This window comes from Helicobacter sp. MIT 05-5294, assembly GCF_000765675.1.
Taxonomy (GTDB): Bacteria; Campylobacterota; Campylobacteria; order Campylobacterales; family Helicobacteraceae; genus Helicobacter_D.
Window position 1 is genome coordinate 32,666 of the sequence record NZ_JRPA02000007.1, and the last position, 16,424, is coordinate 49,089.

At 39.0% G+C, this 16,424-nt stretch carries 14 protein-coding genes and 3 tRNA genes; all 17 read right to left on the minus strand.

All coding sequences use genetic code 11. The features are described from left to right. Positions 1 to 9: 9 nt before the first annotated feature. The 17 genes from LS69_RS04865 to LS69_RS04945 all read right to left on the minus strand — a co-directional run bounded on the left by LS69_RS04865 (position 10) and on the right by LS69_RS04945 (position 16,412). Positions 10 to 1,095 (minus strand): prohibitin family protein, encoded by a 1,086-nt coding sequence (locus LS69_RS04865; RefSeq protein ID WP_138122719.1) that lies wholly within the window; start codon positions 1,093 to 1,095, stop codon positions 10 to 12. A 9-nt stretch (positions 1,096 to 1,104) separates the two neighbouring features. After that, positions 1,105 to 2,022 carry a branched-chain amino acid transaminase gene (locus LS69_RS04870; RefSeq protein ID WP_138122721.1) on the minus strand — a complete coding sequence of 306 codons (918 nt, stop codon included), beginning with the start codon at positions 2,020 to 2,022 and terminating at the stop codon, positions 1,105 to 1,107. A 229-nt stretch (positions 2,023 to 2,251) separates the two neighbouring features. Continuing rightward, a complete protein-coding gene (locus tag LS69_RS04875; protein ID WP_138122723.1) occupies positions 2,252 to 3,667 on the minus strand; it encodes an efflux transporter outer membrane subunit in 1,416 nt (471 codons plus the stop codon). Continuing rightward, positions 3,660 to 6,785, minus strand: coding sequence for a multidrug efflux RND transporter permease subunit (locus LS69_RS04880; RefSeq protein WP_138122725.1), 3,126 nt, complete (start codon positions 6,783 to 6,785; stop codon positions 3,660 to 3,662). The genes LS69_RS04875 and LS69_RS04880 overlap by 8 nt, the downstream gene beginning before the upstream one ends. 12 nt (positions 6,786 to 6,797) lie before the next feature. Then, complete coding sequence (locus tag LS69_RS04885; protein WP_238699149.1) at positions 6,798 to 7,907, minus strand: efflux RND transporter periplasmic adaptor subunit; 1,110 nt, start codon at positions 7,905 to 7,907, stop codon at positions 6,798 to 6,800. Between the two features lie 208 nt (positions 7,908 to 8,115). Further along, positions 8,116 to 8,772: a hypothetical protein gene (locus tag LS69_RS04890; RefSeq protein WP_138122729.1), complete on the minus strand. Its 657-nt coding sequence runs from the start codon at positions 8,770 to 8,772 to the stop codon at positions 8,116 to 8,118. Between the two features lie 562 nt (positions 8,773 to 9,334). Then, positions 9,335 to 9,411, minus strand: a tRNA-Arg gene (locus LS69_RS04895). A 5-nt stretch (positions 9,412 to 9,416) separates the two neighbouring features. Next, positions 9,417 to 9,492 (minus strand) — tRNA-Ala (locus LS69_RS04900). Positions 9,493 to 9,550: 58 nt separating this feature from the next. Next, positions 9,551 to 10,144 carry a dephospho-CoA kinase gene (coaE, locus tag LS69_RS04905; RefSeq protein WP_138122731.1) on the minus strand — a complete coding sequence of 198 codons (594 nt, stop codon included), beginning with the start codon at positions 10,142 to 10,144 and terminating at the stop codon, positions 9,551 to 9,553. Continuing rightward, positions 10,141 to 10,944 carry a spermidine synthase gene (locus tag LS69_RS04910; RefSeq protein WP_138122733.1) on the minus strand — a complete coding sequence of 268 codons (804 nt, stop codon included), beginning with the start codon at positions 10,942 to 10,944 and terminating at the stop codon, positions 10,141 to 10,143. Before LS69_RS04910 ends, coaE begins: the two co-directional genes overlap by 4 nt. Before the next feature lie 75 nt (positions 10,945 to 11,019). Next, a complete protein-coding gene (locus tag LS69_RS04915; protein ID WP_138122735.1) occupies positions 11,020 to 11,556 on the minus strand; it encodes an META domain-containing protein in 537 nt (178 codons plus the stop codon). Between the two features lie 9 nt (positions 11,557 to 11,565). Then, on the minus strand, positions 11,566 to 12,432 hold the full coding sequence (locus tag LS69_RS04920) for a peptidylprolyl isomerase (protein WP_138122737.1): 867 nt from the start codon (positions 12,430 to 12,432) through the stop codon (positions 11,566 to 11,568). A gap of 57 nt (positions 12,433 to 12,489) precedes the next feature. Then, a complete protein-coding gene (locus LS69_RS04925; RefSeq protein WP_138122739.1) occupies positions 12,490 to 13,866 on the minus strand; it encodes a M20/M25/M40 family metallo-hydrolase in 1,377 nt (458 codons plus the stop codon). A 9-nt stretch (positions 13,867 to 13,875) separates the two neighbouring features. After that, the gene (locus LS69_RS04930; RefSeq protein ID WP_238699151.1) at positions 13,876 to 14,580 is read right to left on the minus strand and encodes a 3-methyladenine DNA glycosylase; all 705 of its coding nucleotides are present in this window, start codon (positions 14,578 to 14,580) and stop codon (positions 13,876 to 13,878) included. A 246-nt stretch (positions 14,581 to 14,826) separates the two neighbouring features. Further along, a tRNA-Leu gene (locus tag LS69_RS04935) sits at positions 14,827 to 14,913 on the minus strand. Between the two features lie 71 nt (positions 14,914 to 14,984). Beyond that, positions 14,985 to 15,368 (minus strand): chaperone NapD, encoded by a 384-nt coding sequence (locus LS69_RS04940; protein WP_138122741.1) that lies wholly within the window; start codon positions 15,366 to 15,368, stop codon positions 14,985 to 14,987. A 9-nt stretch (positions 15,369 to 15,377) separates the two neighbouring features. After that, positions 15,378 to 16,412 (minus strand): nitrate reductase, encoded by a 1,035-nt coding sequence (locus LS69_RS04945; RefSeq protein WP_238699153.1) that lies wholly within the window; start codon positions 16,410 to 16,412, stop codon positions 15,378 to 15,380. Positions 16,413 to 16,424: the final 12 nt, after the last annotated feature.

The window sequence follows — 16,424 nt, forward strand, 5'->3', positions numbered from 1 at the left end:
CTAGAATCCTTAACGACTTATAGAAGAGGAGCGTTGGCTATCTTTGGAATCCAACCAAATATTTGGTGTCGCTCCGCCGGGTGTTAAAAATATCTTGGCATCACGATTATTTTGCAACGCTTCATTAAATTTACCCTGCACTTCAATTTGTCGTAATTGCAATAGCGGAGCATTAAGGCTTTGGCTAATCAAACGATTCGCTTTTGCTTGTGCGTCTGCTTCAATAATCGTCGCATCGGCGACCCCTTTAGCAAGTGCAGCTTTTTTTTCTGCTTCTTGCTTTGCGCGTTCTACCTCATATCTTGCGCGTTCCGCTTCTTGTCGTGCAACTTGTACGCGTTCAATTTGCTCTTTAATGGCAATAGGCAAAACAATTTCTGTTAGCTGGATAGAAACTAGCTCCACAGGGCGATTTTCAAGCCCATTGATATTTTCGCGGAATTTTTCATCAATCAGCGTTGCAATTTCATTGCGTTTGGTAGGCAATTCCTCTGCAGGGAAACTTCCTACAACATTCCGCACGATTTCACGAATCACAGGAGTAATAATTCTTTCTTCCCAATTTTGCCCCCATGTCGCAATAGTTTGTGGCACACTTAAAGGATCTAATCTATACTGCACTGCAAGTTCCACGGAAACAGACAAACCCCTAGAATCCAATACGCTAATCGCTTGGTTTCTCAAACTCCCCTCATCGCGATTCCGATAGCTTGAAGTCTCCACGCTTGTAAATTCCGCGATTCTAACCTTTGTATTCACAGCAATAATTCTTTGAATACCCGGAATATAGAAATGAATGCCCGGTTGCAAGGGGGTAGGATCAAATTCCCCCGTGGTGATTTTCACACCTACTTCCCCACTATTAATGATTGTAAAAGGCTTTAGCAAGAAAAATAGAATCACAAGAATTGCCAACACATACAATCCCGCCATCTTCCTGCCATTTGGCATACTAAAGCTAGGCATTTTGGGAGCTTGAAATCCATGATTCCCATTGTTTCCTCCATTATCTCCACCCCCATTATTAGAATCCTTATTGGGGTGCTGATAATTCTTGTTTTTCTGTCTTAAATGTTCATTTAAATCAATCGGCATAGATGACCTTTATTTAATATAAGTAAGCCAATGAGCAAATCTCTCATTGCGCCCATAAACCACATCAAAAAATGCGTTTTGGAGTTTATGTGTTACCTCACCGCGTTTGCCATTGCCAATCACACGCGCGTCTAATTCGCAAATCGGGGTAACTTCCGCCGCAGTGCCGGTAAAGAATGCTTCGTCGGCGATATAAACTTCATCACGCGTAATATTGCGTCTCTCTACTGGAATCCCTAAAGTCTTCGCAATCTGTATCACGGAATCTTGCGTGATGGATTCTAGCGCACTATCACTTGGAGGAGTAATCAAAGTCCCATTTCTCACAATGAAGAAGCATTCTCCGCTACCCTCTGCAATCATTCCACTATCATCTAACAACAAAGCCTCTTCATAGCCACATTCAATCGCTTCAAACTTCGCCATTTGTGAGTTTAGATAATTACCACAAGCTTTTGCTTTGCCAAAAAGTGATTTCGCAGAATTTCTAACCACAGAGGCAGTTTTCACGCGAATCCCTTTTTCTAAACCCTCATCACCAAGATATGCACCCCATTCCCACGCAGCAATCGCTACTCTTACCGGTGCTTTTTTGTGATAAACACCCATCACACCATAGCCCAAATAAATCAAAGGGCGAATATAGGCATTGCTTGGGAATTGATTGTCTTTCAACAATTCAATTTGCGCTTGTTCAAGCTCTTCTTGTGTATAAGGCACATTAATAGCTACAATCTTGGCAGAATTTAAAAGTCTCTTTGTATGTTCTTTAAGACGAAAAATCGCCATACCTTTATCAGTTTTATAAGCTCTCGTGCCTTCAAATACACCATTTCCATAATGCAAAGTATGAGTTAAAATATGGACATTTGCTTCTTTCCAAGCAACTAACTTGCCGTCCATCCAAATTGATTTTGCTTCATTCATCATAAACTCCTAAATCAAAGCTGTTTTAAAGTTGTTTGCCATTTTGTGGGCGGATATAAAATTTTAGCAAGGTAGCATAACAAAATCTTGCTTAAAAGAATGGTAAATAAGGAATTTTATTAGGAGATTCTGCAATTCTAGCAGAATCTTTTGGGATTCTGCATTTTATGCCAAGCCATAGAATCGCAACATCTTTTTAGAAGATATTGAAGCTGTGTTTTTGCGAGGATTATTCCTCTTCTTGATAACTCGCTTTATCCCAACCCCCACCAAAAGCTTTATAAAGGCTAATTGCGGCACTTAAAGTTTCTAATTTTGCGCTTTGTTGATTTAATTCCGCGCCAAAAAGCGAACTTTGCGTGTTTAAAACTTCAAGATAGTTCGTATAGCCCTCGCCATAGCGCAAGTCTGCAAGCTCCAATGTCCGCTTTAATGCCAAAACTTGCTCATCTAAGCTTACCAACTTTTCACCTGTCATTTGGTAGTTAAACAAGCTCTCACGCACTTCTCCAAATGCTGTGCGCAAAGTTTGTCCATAGTTTAACACCATTTCTTCATATTGTGATTTTGCCAAATCAATATTCGCGTTTGTGCGCCCAAAATCAATCACATTGCCGATAAAATTCCCACCAAAATTCCATGTAGAATTAGAAGTGCTTATCAGCTCGTTTAACTGCGGACTAACATAGCCAAAAAGCCCTGTGAGAGAAATTGTAGGGAAATAAGCACTTCTTGCGATTCCGATATTAAAATTCGCAGCTTTGAGATTCTGCTCTGCTGCTTCAATATCGGGTCGTTTCTCCAAAATCGTTGAAGGCAATCCCGCTTCAATCGTTGGAGGATTGGGTAATTCCTGCGGCTGTGTTGGAATCTCATTTGCAAACACTCCTGCGCCATCGCGTCCAAGTAGAATCAAAAAGGCACTTTGTGCGGAATTTTGCTCCATCAAAATACTTTGCAACTGCGCCCTAACACTTGCCATTTCAGATTTCGCTTGTTGCATATCAATCTCTGAAATTTTTCCCACATCAAACTCTTTTTTGCGGTATTCGTAATTTTCCTCACGACTTTTTAGAGTATCTTGAGAAATTTGCACTTGATTATTAAGTGTTAGGATTCCAAAATAACTTTCCACAACACTAGCAACGAGACTTAAACGCACCATATCACGATTTGCCTTGATTGCAAAAAGCTGCGCTAAAGCTCGTCTATCTGCATCTCTAGCCCTCCCCCACAAATCAAGTTCAAAGTTCAAAATCGCGCTTAGAGAAAAGTTATTGTAATTCTCCACTTTTCCAAGTGTTGGATTCTTGCGATTCTTTAAAGCCTCACCACTTGCCTGAATATTAGGATAACGATCACTTCTAGCATAGCTCCATTGACTACGCGCTTGTTCTACTCTCTGCATTGCAACCAAGAAATCATAATTATTATTTAATGCTTCTTCTACAAAGCGATTTAGCGTCTCATCTCCAAAATCTTCCCACCATTTTTGAGAGATTGCTATTTCTTGTGCTGCTTGTATCGCCTCTTTGGAATCCGGCAAACCTGTTGTAGGCTGCACATATTTAGGAGAAAGCGAACACCCGCTTCCTACAATCGTAAGCAAAGCAATATAAAAACAAAATTTAAAACTCTTAATCATGTTTGCTCCTAAAAGATGCAATAAATTCGCTTAATCTTGCAAAATAAGTATAGAATAGTGGGATAAAGAAAGTCGCGATAAAAGTCGCGGCTAACATTCCTCCAATTACCCCTGTCCCAATCGCATGACGACTAGCCGCCCCTGCTCCTGTGCTAATCGCAAGAGGAAAAACACCAATAGTAAATGCAAGAGAAGTCATTACAATCGGGCGGAATCTAAGTCTAGCTGCTTCTACTGCGGAATCATAAATATCTTTGCCCTCATACTCACGCGCTTGCATTGCAAATTCAATAATCAAAATCGCATTTTTTGCCGCTAACGCAATGAGTGTAATCAAGCCAACTTGGAAGTAAATATCATTATTTAAGCCTCTAAGCCAAGTTGCAAAAATCGCCCCAAATACCGCAAATGGCACAGCAGTAACAACTGCTAAAGGCATAAGCCATCGCTCGTATTGTGCCGCTAGAATCAAGAATACAAACACAAGCCCAAATACAAAAGCCACCGCACCCGTTCCGCTACTTGCCTTTTCTTGATAAGAACTTCCGGAGAATGCCACAGAATATCCTTCTGGCAATACTTCTTCTGCCACTTGTTCAATCGCCAAAAGTGCGTCCCCTGATGAATAGCCTTGTGTAGCATCTCCCATAAGTTTCGCTGCAGGGAAAAGGTTGAATCTCTCCAAAATATCCGGACCAATCACGCGCTCATAACTGACCAATGCGCTAATTGGGACTAATTCCCCATTGGTGGAGCGCACAAAAACATTGCGCAAATCTTCCGGAGTTTCCCTAAAGGGGCTTTCAGATTGGATATTTACCTTATAAGTGCGCCCAAAAAGGTTAAAGTCATTGACATAATACGCGCCAAAAGTCGCTTGAAGTGTTGTAAAGACATCACTAACATTCACGCCCATAGCCTTAGCCTTTTCTCTGTCCAAATCCACATAATATTGTGGCACATTCACACTTAAAGTCGTGCGCACTCCTGTAAGCTCTGGACGCTTTTGCGCTGCCTCTAAAACTAGCTGTGTGGCTTTTTGCAATTCTTCTGTGGAAGCACCGGTGCGGCTTTGGATATACATTTCAAACCCATCAGTCAAGCTAAGCCCCATAATTGGCGGAGGATTCAGTGCAAAAATAATCGCATTGGGATATTGCATTAATTGCCCTGTAAATTCACCTGCTAAGGCTTGGGAACTCTGATTTGCTTGTTTTCTTTGTTTCCAATCTTCTAGCTGGACAAACGCAGTCGCTCCATGGCTTCTCACCGCACTTGAAATCATATCATAACCCGACAAAGTCAAAACGCCTTCAATATTTGGATTATCTAAAACATATTTTCCGACAAAATCCACCATTTCTGTTGTTTTGCTCTTAGCAGTAGCGGGGGGTAGTTGCATAGAAACCAACAGGATTCCTTTATCTTCTGATGGCACAAGCCCTGTTGGCACACGCGTAAAAAGCCCAACCGTAATAGCAAGTAATCCAAAAAACAACAACACATACAAAGTGCCTCTACGAATCGTATGCGCGACTTTATCGGTGAATTTATGTGTAAGCCAATCAAAGAAATTATTAAATTTCTTCACAATATAAAAAGGCTTGGGTTCTTTGGTTTTAAGAATCGAAACGCAAAGTGCGGGCGTGAGCGTCAAAGCAACAAATCCTGAAATCACAACGGATACGACAATAGTAATCGCGAATTGCTTATAAATTTCTCCCGAGAATCCTCCGATAAATGCCACCGGGATAAACACTGCTGAAAGCACTAGCACAATGGCAATTACCGGGCTTTGAATCTCCTCCATTGCTTTAATTGTCGCGTCTTTAACGCTAAGCTTCTCGGTATGAATCAACCGCTCCACATTTTCAATCACGATAATCGCATCATCTACTACGATTCCAATAGCAAGAATCAAACCAAAAAGTGTCAAGAGGTTAATAGAGAATCCCAACAAATACATTCCCGCAAAAGAACCAATAATAGAAACCGGCACCGCAATGACGGGGATAATCGTCGCTCGGAAATTCTGCAAGAAGAAATAAATAACAATTACAACTAGAATAATGGCTTCTATAAAAGTCTTAATCACTTCCCCAATAGAAACTTTTACGAATTTCGTTGTATCATAAGGCACTGCGTATTGCATACCATCAGGGAAAGACCTAGAAAGCTCCTCTAGCTTTTGAGATACACCATCTGCGACATTAAGCGCATTTGCTCCGGGCTGTAAGAAAACCCCAAAAGCAACCGCTGGTTTCATCTTATAAAAGCCTGAAACACTATAATCTTCCGCCCCCAATTCAATGCGTGCAAGATCTTTTAAACGCAAAGCAGAACCATCATCATTGGTTTGAATTAAAATCTCTTCAAACTCTTTTGCGTCGCTAAAACGCCCTTTTGTTGTAACGCTATAGGTAAATTCCAAATCACTGCGCACCGGCTCACTTCCAAAATACCCCGCAGCAAATTGTGAGTTTTGCTCCTGCACTCGTGCAATGACCTCGGAGGGCGTGAGATTGTATTTAAGCAATTTATCTGGAGAAAGCCAAATACGCATAGAGTAATCTTGCAAACCAAACAAAGTCGCATCTCCAACACCCGGTACACGCTTAAGCTCATCTAAGATGTTGATAGAAACATAGTTGGCAATATAAGTAATATCTTGATTGGGTAAATCAGAATACACCGCATAAACCGCTAGAATCGTGGAGCTTCTCTTATCCACCGTTACCCCATAGCGTTGCACTTCTTGAGGCAATTTACTCAACACTGCTTGAACGCGGTTATTGACATTAATCGTTGCTTGGTCAGGGTCTGTTTCTTGAGTGAAATAGACATTAATACTCAAAGAACCACTAGAAGTAGAGGAGCTTTGCATATAAATCATGTTCTCCACCCCATTGATGCTATCTTCAAGCACACTCGCCACATTACGCGAAATCGTTTCCGCACTCGCACCCGGATAAGTCGCCTGCACTACAACTTGCGGAGGCGTTACTTGCGGATACTCTTCTACCGCTAAAGAAAAGGCGGATAAAGCACCTGAAATCACGATGATAATAGACATTACCATCGCCAAAACAGGGCGTTCTATAAAAAACTTAGAAAACATTTAGAACCCCTCTTAAGGCTTTGGTGATTGGTTGATAGGCGTTACAGCAGCACCGGGTCGTATTTTGATTAACTGACTAGTAATCACAACATCACCATCATTTAAACCACTCTTAATAATCACATTGTTGCCTACATTATAACCCAAAACTACCGGAGTTTGTTGCGCTTTGCCATCAACAAATTTATACACATAACTTCCTTTAGCGTCTTGCATTAATGCAACTTGTGGAATCACAATGGAATCTTTCGCGACGATTCCCTCTAAACGAATGCGCGAAAACTCTCCGGGAACTAGCAAATGCTCGGGATTCTCCACAATCGCACGCGCTTTAATCGTCGCAGTGCTTGCTTCTAAAACACTATCAATAAAATCTAGTTTCCCCTCCCTTTCATAAGGCATTCCATCGGGCATAAGATAAATGGCTTTGACATTTTCATAATTCAAAGTGCGCACAAAATAATAATCATTGCTTGGAATTGAAAATTCTGCATGGATAGGATCTAACTGCGTGATTGTAGTTAGCACATTGTCCGCGCCTGTTTTCCCTACTAAATCCCCAATATCATAACGCTTCATACTAATCTTGCCACTTGCAGGTGCAATCACATCGGTATAGCCCAAATCAATCATCGCATTATCCAAATTCGCCTTAGCACTTGCCACAGCCGCACTTGCTTCTTCATAAGTAGATTGTGCTAAATCGTATTCTTTTGGGCTAAGAGCTTTTTTTTCAAAGAGTGCTTTTGCTCTTTTCCAATCACGACTTGCAGCCCTTAAATTCGCTTGAGCAGTAAGCAACTGCGCTTTTGCCATATTTACATTTGCTTGATATTTCGCTGGGTCAATCTTAAAAAGCTTATCACCCTCTTTAACAAGGCTTCCTTCAACGAAATTTTGAGCCAACAATGTCCCTTCAACACGCGCATAAATCTCTACACTTTGCAAACTTGTAAGTTTGGAGGGGTATTCAAAGCTAATTTGCACATCTTGAACTTGCACTTTATGAGTATTTACGGGGATTGTCATATTCTGTTGTTGCGCATTGGTTTTATCTTCTTTAGAGCAACCCATAAATAAAACAACACCACAAAATACACCCAAAAATAATTTAACAAACATTTTCAGATTCTTCATTTTTCCTACTTTTTATTGAAATTTTATTCCAAAGCATAGGATTTTATATGCTTTGTTTGACTTAAAAAAGAACTTCTTACAATTTGTGTAATTGAAATTACACAAATCAAACGCGCAATTTTAGCTAGAAAAACCTTAAAAAACTAAAAAATTAGAATCTTGAATCGATAAAAAATAGTAAAAATCGTGCAAACTAATCCAAAATAGCTTTTCCTCCTATTTTTTCCAAACATTTTACATTTTTATGAATCTTGGCTAATAATTGCTCGTATTCTTGGCAAATGCACTCGGCGGCACTTCGCAATCCCAAACCAATTCCCTCCAAAGTTTTGTCCGCCAAACGCGCACTAGAAGAAATATCATGCAAGATTTTATTGGCATAAATTGCGTCTTGTTTTTTGCCAAGCTTTAGCGTCAAAAGGCTGACTAATTCACCATTTTTTTGCATTAATTTTAAAACCTCCAAAATCTCTGCCAAATCCACTTGCACAAGTGCAAAATCTTCTTTTAAGGTTTGTGCTTTTGTATGCAAAATCGCTAATAAATTGCAAATTTCTATTTGGGATTCTTCATTTTTTGAATCCTTGTTTTTGGGCATTTTAATCTTATTGCAATCATTAAGTAAGTTTTTAAGATGAATCTCAAATTCCATAAGTTTTGACATAAGATTATGCGAAAGTGCCTCAAAATTCTTTTCATGGCTTTTATTGTGTAAATTTTTATCTTGCAATTCCTGAATGGATTGGTGAAAAGATTCGTTATCCATTGCATTATTATCAAACTCTATTGCTTTTAAACGCAAATGCTTAATCTGTGCCTCGTAATGCTGTTTTAATGCTTGTATTAACATTTCTTTCCTTGATAAATTAAAACCAAAATCTACGCGTTGTTAGATTGGGATAAATTGGAAATTTTAAAATGGCTAAAAATATCTGTATCAAGGATTTTTTAGATGAAAAGCTAGAGAGATTCCACGCAAAAAACAAAAATGTAAGATTTGCACGATTGCTAAATTGCAAATTAGATTCTTGGCTTCTAAAAAAGCCCCCCCCCCCCGCTAACCTTTGCAGGTTTTAGACTAAAGGATTGCCAAATTTTCCTTTGCATTATTGTTGCCATTGTTTGCCCAAATTTTAAAAACATTCCATTCCTTAACCAACTCAAATTTTCTATTAAATCTTAGAATGAAATTCTAGGACAAAAAGACAAGTGAGATTGTTTATTATAAAAAAATCAAAATTAAAGATTCCTAAAAACTGCGTCTTTGTGCTATTTTAGAATTTCATCAAAGCCTTATAATAATCAATAATATAAAAGAATATGCGGGATTTAACGATAAACACAATGTGATGATAATTTTGAACAACAAAACTTTGTGGATTTTGAGAGATTGGGAGTAAAAAACATTAGAGTGGTACGCCCGGAGGAATTCGAATCCCCGACCTACAGGACCGCAACCTGTTGCTCTATCCAGCTGAGCTACGGACGCACAAATGGTGGAGTGTAGGAGGATCGAACTCCTGACCTCAACGCTGCCAGCGTTGCGCTCTCCCAGCTGAGCTAACACCCCTACACTTAGTTAAAAGGCGCAATTATAGCAAATAAAGCTTAAATTAAATTTTAAGCTTTTACAAAGTGCGCAAATAGCTTTCTATAGCACTTTGCAATTCCTCCAAAGTGCCGTAATTTTCAATCACATCACTTGCCATTACGCGTTTATCTTCTAAAGAAATCTGCGATTCTATGCGTTTTAATGCTTCCTCTTCGCTTAAATGATTGCGCTCTTGGAGGCGTTTAAGCTGTAATTCTTTAGTCGTATAAATCAACAAAGAACGCGAAATCGGGTAAGAGTTGGTTTCAAAAAACAAAGGAATATCTACGAAATACGGAATCCCTTTGCTCTCTTGCATTTGCGCTTGGGATAAAATCTCTTCTCTAATTTTTGGGTGCAAAATAGATTCCAACTTTTGCCGCGCGTTTTTGTTAGAAAACACAATTGCGCCTAATTTTTGGCGATCAATCTTTGAAGAATCCAAATCCCTGTCTTTTAAAATTCCCTCTCCAAAAGCTCTAACAACTTCTTCTGCACTAGATTCTAGCTTCTGATGTGCAATCTCATCAGCACAAATAATATGGTATCCATAAAGTTTTAATAGCGAAGCCGCCGTGCTTTTGCCGCTTGCGATTCCACCGGTTAATGCGATTGCAAGGCTAAGATTCAATTTCTAGCTACCCCAAAAAGTGCGGTTTTAATGGCTTTTGGCAAAACAAACGCGCTTTCGTGCAAATTGGCGTGATAATATTGCAATCCCTCCAACATATCCGCGCGTTGGAGTTGAATATCTGCTGTGGGGTGGTAAGCTTTAGAAGCAAAAATATAACAATCTTGCAAAGGCGACAGAGGTGCAAAACAAGGCATTTTCACCCTAAAATCTTCTAAGGATTCTAATAACTTCTTGACCTCCAAAGTCTCTAATAAAATCTGTGGAGATTTTATCATCAAGATTCCTTTTGCGTCCAATAATTCTTGATAATCCTGTGCTTTTTGTGCGGAATCCAAAAACAAGATAATATCATAATGGGCTTTGCTTTCTTCTCTGTTTTGCGCTAAAAACTCTTCGCTTTTTTGTGGTATCAGCGTAAAACGCGGGGATTCTAAAACTTGTTTATAATGCGGCAAAAACCCGATAAGAGATTCTAAAACTTTCAAATCAAATTGCAAAAAATCTACGGACAAATCCTCGTGGCGCAAAAACTCAAAGGCAATTTCCAAGTTAAAACTTCCCGCAATCAATACGCGCCTAGGCTCTTTGTGAGAACAAGCAAGAATGTGCGCCAAAAACTCACTTTGCACACAAAGGAGATTCTGAAGCAACATTCCCTCATCTAAAAGCGCGATTTGCCCAAAAGCTTCCGAGTTAAAAAGCTCTAGCGTATGCCTTTCTCCTTTGATTTCGTGAAGTTTGTTTTCTATTTTATATTCTTGTTGAAATTTATCATTATAGGATTTTGTAACCCACATATTTTATCCTTTTGGAAATCTTAAAACCTAAAGCCTATTGTAATTTTGATAAATTTATCTTTAAACTTTATCTATTTAATTCAAGACCAAATAAAAATCTTTGCCAATAAAGAAAATTTTACTCATTCCCTTAACTTCTTCAACCACAAGAATCTTTGTCTTAGCATTCAAGAAATTTTGCGTGATAATATCCTCTTGCTCCATCACTCTTGGTTCGCACATTTTGCGCGTCATTCCAACAGAGTCTGGGGTAAAAAAGTTTTCTTCAATCCTAAAGCTACCAAAGAAATTATTACAACCAAAAGTTCCATTGATTTGATTATTAGAGAATCGCAAAATAGGAGGATTCTCCTCTCGCACCAAAGTTTTTGTTTCGCCTTGATAATGATAAGAACTCACTTTCCATTCTTCTTTGGATTCCAAAATCTTTTTAAAGTCTATTTCCTCGCAATTCTTTGCGGTGTTAGTTTCTTGATTAAAACACTGCTCAAATCCTAATTCATTAGGCGTAATGGCACTTTTCGCACACCCGCTTATGAAACCTGCTGCACTCATTACCATACAAAACACACCGATTTTAAGACACTTTTTTAACGCTTCTTCTTTTTTCATTTCTCGCCTTTAATGCAAACGCACAATATTGACTTTAGCATTGGAGCGCAACTTTTCAAAGTATTCATAAATCAAATAATCCTCTTTTTGTTCCATTATTTTTTGCAATACTACATTGCGCACACTCTCATAGGGCAAAAGTGCGGGGTTATTTTTGGCTTGAATCAAAAACACAACAAAATCATCAGAGACGGGAAAAATCGGCGTGAATCTTCCAATTGCTCCTTGTGTGAAAGCCTGAACGATTTGTGGGTGCAATTCAATCGTCTGCAAAACCTCATTCGTTTTTTGCACATTCTGTGGAATCGCTTTACCATTGGTTTGGACTACCTTTTCAAGGGCTTTTGCGTCTTTGCTAGAATACTTCACCACATCAATGCTTTGTGGGATAGAAAACTCTTGTGTGTGCGTGTTGTAGTAGCCCTCAAGCTCCCTTTCATCTACCATTCGCAAACCCTCTTGCGTGATAGATTGGTATAACTTCCGTTTTTGTAGATTATGCTTGATTTCTTCTTTATAATGCTCCCAATTCCCGCCATTTCCTTGAATATAGTTTCGCACTTGTTCTAGCGTGGCTTGTTTTTGCTTTGCGATTCTTGCAATCTCATCTTCAATCTCTATATCATTGACGACAATTTTTCTTCTATCAATCTCTTCTTTATGCAAACGATCGTTGATTAACAAATCTATCGCGATTTGTTGCGTAACCTTATCGCGTTGTTGAATCTTATAAACTTCCATTAAAGTAACTGGATAATCATTTACGAAAAAAGCGATTCCATTGACAAGCGAGGGCGCAGCAAAAAGACTAGAACTCGCCAAAATACCAAAACTAGCGAGGCAAAGCAATTTCAGATTCCATTTGTTTTTTATCATTGGGGATTCCTAAGAGTAAATTTTACGCAATTTTAGCAGAATCTCTTTAGGATTTCACTAAAATGCTTGGAATCTTTCAAGCACACTCTGCAAAATCTCATCAAAGCGCACGAAACTCTCCAAATCTAGCTGTTCATTTAGCGAATGCGGATGTGAAATGCTAGGACCAACAGAAACAAAACGCATAGAAGGATATTTTTGTTTTAAGATTCCACATTCAAGCCCCGCATGGATACTTTTTAACTCCGCTCGTGGATTCTGCTTAGAGACAATTTCCCACACGGTATTAAGCAACGCACTCTCTTCTCTTTCCCAAGGCGCATAAACATCAATCAAATCCACACAAAAGCCGAGTGCTTCTAGTTTTTTTGTTTCTTTTTTGATATTTTCTTGCATTAAAGATTCTTGATTGCTACGCCCCATTGCCACAAAGCTTACTTGAATCTTACCTGCCTCATCGGTTTGTTGCAAGATTCCAACATTACTAGAAAGAATCGGCGCGTTTTGACTTGATACAATCACGCCATTTTGCACACCTAAAAGTGCTTGTAATAACGCATTGGGATTAAAATATCTTGCGTTTTGAAGGCTCACTTTGACAACTTCAAAACAAGCGGAATCCTCTAATTTTATCGTAGAAATTTTCTCTAAAGATTCTTGATATAGTTTGCTTTTATCTCGCGGAATCGCAACTTGCAAAAGTGCATTGGTAGGGATAGAATTTCTCTTCTCTCCACCGCAAAATTTCACGACAAGTGCGCCACATTCCACCAAAGACTTCGCAATTTTGGCAAGTTCTAAGATAGCATTAGAAATGTTTTTATGAATCTCAATCCCGCTATGTCCACCACGGAATCCTTGTGTGCGAATCTCCAAAAAGTCGCAATCTTGTGGAATCTCAAAAGTCTCCAATTCTGCCTTGCATTCCAAATCATAGCCCCCCGCACACGAGACAACCACTTCATCAATCTCTTCGCTATCACAATTTAGCATATAGGGGGATTGCAGGGACAATGCAATCTCCCTTGCACCCAACATTCCAACCTCCTCATCAATCGTGAATAAACACTCAATATTACGGGATTTTCTTAACGCCACTATCATACTTGCAAGTGCCGCACCATTATCCGCGCCAAGACTTGAATTCTCCGCACACAAAATCGCTTGATTGCCGCTTTTTACAAACTTCGGCTTCACTTCAAAAGCCGCACTATCGCCAACATACACCATATCATAATGCCCTTGTAAGCATAATTTAGGCTTTCCTTTGCTACATAGCACATTCCCGACTTTATCACATTGTATCGTTGCATTGGCTTTTCGCGCTTCTTGGATAATCCATTCTTTTAATTTCTCTGTCTTGAAACTCGCGTGTGGAATCGCGCAAATTTCCAAAAAGACTTTCAAGGGTTCAAAGTGTTGATATTTTTGCATTCTTTTTCCTTATATTTTATGCTGTTTGCAATACTCTACGATTTTGCCATGAAACCTTGCAAAAAGCAAATTAAGCGGGATTTGGAATCCATAAAGTGCGCAAACTTTATCGTAGTTTTCTGTGATTCCGCACTCTAACCATTCTTGCAAATCACAATAAGATTCCAAAGTATAGCCATAACTTCGGAGTAGCTTATAAGTGTAGCGGTCTGCGACCATTACTTCCCGCCCCAATCCATAGCACAAAATCGCATCGCAAGTCTCTTCTCCGATACCTTTTTGGCTTAAAAGCCATTCGCGCGAAACTTGCGCACAAAAGCTTTCATAATCCCCAAAACTTGCTAAAATATTTTGGCAAAGCCTTTGGATTCTCTCCGCCTTTTGACGATAGAATCCGACATTTTGGATTAAACTTTGCAAAGAAACCAATGGAATCACGCCTAGAGATTCCAAGTCCAAAAGATTGCAATTCTTTAAGCTTTCTAACGCGCTAGAAACCTGTTCCCAACGCGTATTTTGCACCAAAATTGCGCCAATTATCACTTCAAAACTTAAAGCATTGGGCCACCACCAACACGCTTGCTTTTGTGTTTGAAATCTCTTTACATCTAGGGGTGGGAGCAAATTTTGCGCCTTTAAAAACTCCAAGAGTTCATAGCTATTTGCGATTCTCAAATTCATTCCTGTTTTTGATTTTTTGGATTCTTTGCACACTTTTTATGCTTACAAAATGAAATTATCTTTTGATTTGCTTTAATTTCTCTTAATCTAAATTTTTATCGCCTTTTCTTGCGGAATTTCGCGAGAGAGGATTCTATGGCAAAAGGGGACTCTATGGATTATCGTTTGCGTTTCAAAAAACGCACAAAAATATGGGTTTAGCTAAGGATTCTATGCATTTGTATCGTAGAATCTAACTTGATAAAGGTTTGTTTAAAAGTCTAGGAGAATCTAAGAAAATGGTGCCGAGGGTCGGAATCGAACCGACACGGGGTTGCCCCCACCAGATTTTGAGTCTGGCGCGTCTACCAATTTCACCACCCCGGCTAAAGTAGTGTAAAAGCTAGAATTATATAGCTTAGAAACAAAATTTTAGCTTAAAATAGAATCTTTCAATCCTATTTGTCTTTTTCTAAAATCTCATCTAACGCGCTTTGCACATCTCCATTATAAACAATTCCTTGTGCGCTAGATTGCTCATTTTGCAAAACTTTAGGCACACTTTCTTGTTTGGCAATCTCTTGACGCATTGCTTCTAGTTCTGTGCTATGATAAGCATAAATCATCTGCGCAGATAAAACCCCCTCTATCTTCTCAATCCGCTTTAACAGCCTAATCTCTTCCTCTATGCTTTGGGATTCTAGTGTAACGATAATCTTGCCACTTCCATCTCTGTAATGACACTCCGCGCCTTCAATTTGGTTGATTTTATCCCATAAGGATTCTATATTTTGTGGGGTGCATAACACCACGAGAGAGGATACATTGAAATCTTCTTGCATTTTTTCTCCTTAAAATTTCCAAATTAAAATATTTTTGCCATCTTCACTGCTGATGATTTGCCTAGAAGAAGCGAAAATAATATTATTCAACAAGCTTGTATGCCCCTTAAGTAGGGCAATCTTACGCTTACTAGCAATCTCAAAAACCACAATTTCGCTTTTTTCATTCTGCATATAAGCCCCAAGCCTAGAATCCTTGCTTATTCCTACACTATAAATCAAAAAATCCGCGTGGATTTTATACGAAGTTGTTTGCTTGGTTTGCAAATTCACTTGATACAATCCCATATTTCTATCTTGTCCTGCAGTGATAAACGACATCACATCTCCCAAATGCGCGAATTTGACTTGATAAACATTGTCTTTGTTTTCTCCCTCAAGTTCTTCCAACACTGCGCCATTATGAATTGTGCCAAAATACAGAATCCCAGATTCACAAGCCGCGACATAATAATCCTTTGGAATCTCTAAAGCAAAATCAGAGAAAGAAGCCTCTGAAAGCTGTTTGCGATATAAAATCTGCTGATTTTTTAAATCATAAAGCACGATTTCATTGCTCACAAGCCCCAAAAAAACCTTTTCTTCATCTACAAAAGCTGCTTTTTTGATATTAAAAGATTCCATATTAGGCAACTCTTCCAAACGCCCCTCTGTGAAAACAAAAAGTTTCTTTGTGCCATAATCCCCCTCGCTATGAATCAAAATCTTCCCGCCTAACCTATCTAAACTATACACTTTAGGCGCGTAAGATTCTGCATAAAAACTCTTAATATCCGGAAGCTTAACGAGTGTTTTTAAAGAATCGCTTTGTATTGCATACTCCAAAACTTCCCCAAAATCCGTGCCAATCAGCAAAGAATCCCCAACTAAATTGGTTACGACAATATTATTTTCTAAAGTAAGAATCTTCGCAGGAGTAATCCCGCGTATGCCTCTTAAGGATTCTGACAATTCCTCATTTTCAAGCTCTTCAACAAAAGCCATCAAAGGCAAGACAAATAACACTAAAGCAACCTTTAAGATTCGCTTTAAATACTTTAACATCAACGCTCCTTG

Coding starts and splice junctions, on each gene's coding strand:
- LS69_RS04940 (WP_138122741.1), bottom strand. CDS start 15,368: ATGCAAGAAGATTTCAATGTATCCTCTCTCGTGGTGTTATGCACCCCA.
- LS69_RS04865 (WP_138122719.1), bottom strand. CDS start 1,095: ATGCCGATTGATTTAAATGAACATTTAAGACAGAAAAACAAGAATTAT.
- LS69_RS04885 (WP_238699149.1), bottom strand. CDS start 7,907: ATGTTTGTTAAATTATTTTTGGGTGTATTTTGTGGTGTTGTTTTATTT.
- LS69_RS04920 (WP_138122737.1), bottom strand. CDS start 12,432: ATGATAAAAAACAAATGGAATCTGAAATTGCTTTGCCTCGCTAGTTTT.
- LS69_RS04880 (WP_138122725.1), bottom strand. CDS start 6,785: ATGTTTTCTAAGTTTTTTATAGAACGCCCTGTTTTGGCGATGGTAATG.
- LS69_RS04945 (WP_238699153.1), bottom strand. CDS start 16,412: ATGTTAAAGTATTTAAAGCGAATCTTAAAGGTTGCTTTAGTGTTATTT.
- LS69_RS04890 (WP_138122729.1), bottom strand. CDS start 8,772: ATGTTAATACAAGCATTAAAACAGCATTACGAGGCACAGATTAAGCAT.
- LS69_RS04915 (WP_138122735.1), bottom strand. CDS start 11,556: ATGAAAAAAGAAGAAGCGTTAAAAAAGTGTCTTAAAATCGGTGTGTTT.
- LS69_RS04910 (WP_138122733.1), bottom strand. CDS start 10,944: ATGTGGGTTACAAAATCCTATAATGATAAATTTCAACAAGAATATAAA.
- LS69_RS04875 (WP_138122723.1), bottom strand. CDS start 3,667: ATGATTAAGAGTTTTAAATTTTGTTTTTATATTGCTTTGCTTACGATT.
- LS69_RS04925 (WP_138122739.1), bottom strand. CDS start 13,866: ATGCAAAAATATCAACACTTTGAACCCTTGAAAGTCTTTTTGGAAATT.
- LS69_RS04870 (WP_138122721.1), bottom strand. CDS start 2,022: ATGAATGAAGCAAAATCAATTTGGATGGACGGCAAGTTAGTTGCTTGG.